At 74.5% G+C, this 2,751-nt stretch carries 1 protein-coding gene; it reads left to right on the top strand.

What is annotated here, in order from left to right; all coding sequences use genetic code 11:
* Positions 1-2,751 (top strand): type I polyketide synthase (locus IG74_RS0144195; protein WP_030689395.1); only part of this gene is annotated, 2,751 nt, incomplete at both ends.

Here is a 2,751-nt window from a genome sequence, read left to right as displayed (position 1 = left end):
CTGGACGCCCTGGCTGAGCACCGGCGTGCGCTCGGGCTGCCCGCGACCTCGCTCGCGTGGGGTCTGTGGGCCGACCAGGGCGGTATGGCCGGAGCCCTCACCGACGACGACCTGGACCGCATGAACCGGGCGGGTGTGGCGGCCCTGTCCGCCGACGAGGGCCTCGCCCTGCTCGACGCGGCCCTCGCACAGCCCGACGCGGCCCTCGTGCCGATGAAGCTGCGCACCGACGTCCTGCGGCAGCAGTTCGGCGCCGACGTGCCGCCCCTCTTCCGCGGCCTCATCCGCGGCGGAGCCAAGGCCCGGCGCGTCGTCGAGGCCGGGCCCGCGGCGGCCGGGTCGTCGCTCGCCGACCAGTTGGCCGCGCTGGAACCGGAGAACCGCGAGCGCGCCCTGCTCGACCTCGTCCGCGCCCAGGTGGCCGCCGTCCTCGGCTACGCGTCCGGCGAGGACGTCGCGCCCACGAAGGCGTTCAAGGAGCTCGGCTTCGACTCGCTGACCTCCGTCGAACTGCGCAACCGCCTCAACGGCGCCACCGCGCTCCGCCTGCCCGCCAGCCTGGTCTTCGACTACCCCACGCCCAAGGTCCTCGCCCAGTACCTGGGCGGCGAACTCCTCGGCGACCTGGAGGAGTCCGCGACAGCGGGCACGGCGCCCGCCGCCGCTCAGGGCCACACGGACGAGCCGATCGCCATCGTCGCCATGAGCTGCCGCTTCCCCGGCGGCGTGGGCAGCCCCGAGGACCTGTGGCGGCTGCTCACCGATGGCGAGGAGGCCATCACCGAATTCCCGGAGGGCCGCGGCTGGGACACCGCGTCCCTGTACGACCCCGACCCCGACCAGGTCGGCACGACGTACGCCCGCGAAGGCGGATTCCTGCACGACGCGGGCGACTTCGACGCGGCCTTCTTCGGCATCTCGCCGCGCGAAGCCCTCGCCATGGACCCGCAGCAGCGGCTGCTCCTGGAGGCCTCCTGGGAGGCCTTCGAGCGCGCGGGCATCGACCCGGCGACCCTGCACGGCAGCCCGACGGGCGTCTTCGCCGGTCTCATCTACCACGAGTACGGCTCTCAGCTCAGCAGCGTCCCCGAGGACCTCGGCGGCTACCTCGGCACCGGCAGCTCGGGCGCCATCGCGTCGGGCCGCATCTCGTACTCCTTCGGCCTCGAAGGCCCGGCGGTCACCGTCGACACGGCCTGCTCGTCGTCGCTCGTCGCGCTGCACCTGGCCGCGCAGGCGCTGCGGCAGGGCGAGTGCACGATGGCGCTCGCGGGCGGCGTGACCGTGATGCCCACGGCGGGCACCTTCCTGGAGTTCAGCCGTCAGCGCGGCCTGGCCCCCGACGGCCGCTGCAAGCCGTTCGCCGCGGCGGCCGACGGCACCAGCTGGGGCGAGGGCGTCGGCATGCTCGTCCTGGAGCGGCTCTCCGACGCCCGCCGCAACGGCCACCCCGTCCTCGCGGTCGTACGAGGCTCCGCCGTCAACCAGGACGGCGCCAGCAACGGCCTCACCGCCCCCAACGGCCCGTCCCAGCAGCGCGTGATCACCCAGGCCCTCGCCAACGCCCGCCTGACGACCGCCGACGTGGACGCGGTGGAGGCCCACGGCACCGGCACGCCCCTGGGCGACCCGATCGAGGCGCAGGCGCTCATCGCCACGTACGGCAAGGAGCGCCCCGCCGAGCGGCCGCTGCTCCTCGGCTCGGTGAAGTCCAACATCGGCCACACCCAGGCCGCCGCCGGTGTCGCCGGTGTCATCAAGATGGTCATGGCCATGCGCCACGGCGTCCTGCCGCGCACCCTGAACTTCGACGCGCCGACGCCCGAGGTGGACTGGTCGTCCGGGTCCGTGGAGCTCCTCGCGGAGGACCGCGCCTGGCCCGACCGGGACGGCGCGCCGCGCCGCGCGGGCGTCTCGTCGTTCGGCGTCAGCGGCACCAACGCACACGTGATCATCGAGGAGGCGCAGCAGGCCGAGCGGCCCGCGCCCGACGACACCCCCGCGGTGGTCTCCGGCGTGATCCCGCTGGCCCTGTCGGGCAAGACGCCCGAGGCCCTGCGGGCCCAGGCCGGACGGCTGCGCGAGCACCTCATCGCCCGCACCGGCCTCGCGCCCGCCGACGTGGCCTGGTCGCTGACCGCGGCCCGTTCGCGGTTCGAGCACCGGGGCGTCGTCCTCGGCCGGGACCGCGAGGAACTCCTCGCCGCCCTGGAGCGCCTGGAGCGGGACGACGCGGCCGCGCAGGGCGTGGTGGTGGGCCGCGCCCAGGGCGACACCGTGCGCCCCGTGTTCGTGTTCCCGGGACAGGGGTCGCAGTGGGCCGGTATGGCGGTCGAACTCCTCGACTCCAGCCCGGTGTTCGCGGAGCGGATGCGGGAGTGCGCGGACGCCCTGTCGGAGTTCGTGGCGTGGGATCTGCTGGAGGAGCTGGGCGGCGAGAATTTCGACCGCGTCGACGTGGTCCAGCCCGTTCTCTTCGCCGTGATGGTCTCCCTTGCTGAGGTCTGGCAGGCGGCCGGGGTGAAGCCTGCTGCTGTGGTGGGTCACAGTCAGGGCGAGATCGCGGCCGCGTGCGTGGCCGGTGCCCTGTCCCTGCGGGACGCCGCTCGTGTCGTCGCCCTGCGGAGCCTGGCGATTCGTGAGCTGTCCGGTAAGGGCGGCATGGTGTCGGTGCCGCTGCCCGAGGCCGAGGTGCGGGAGCTGTTGACGGCGTGGGGCGAGCGCGTCTCGGTCGCGGCCGTCAACGGCCCG

Origin of the sequence: Streptomyces sp. NRRL B-1347 (assembly GCF_000720325.1) — a bacterium.
GTDB lineage: Bacteria > Actinomycetota > Actinomycetes > Streptomycetales > Streptomycetaceae > Streptomyces.
The sequence above is the reverse complement of the archived record's forward strand: the minus strand, read 5'-3'. Positions and strand labels throughout refer to the sequence as shown.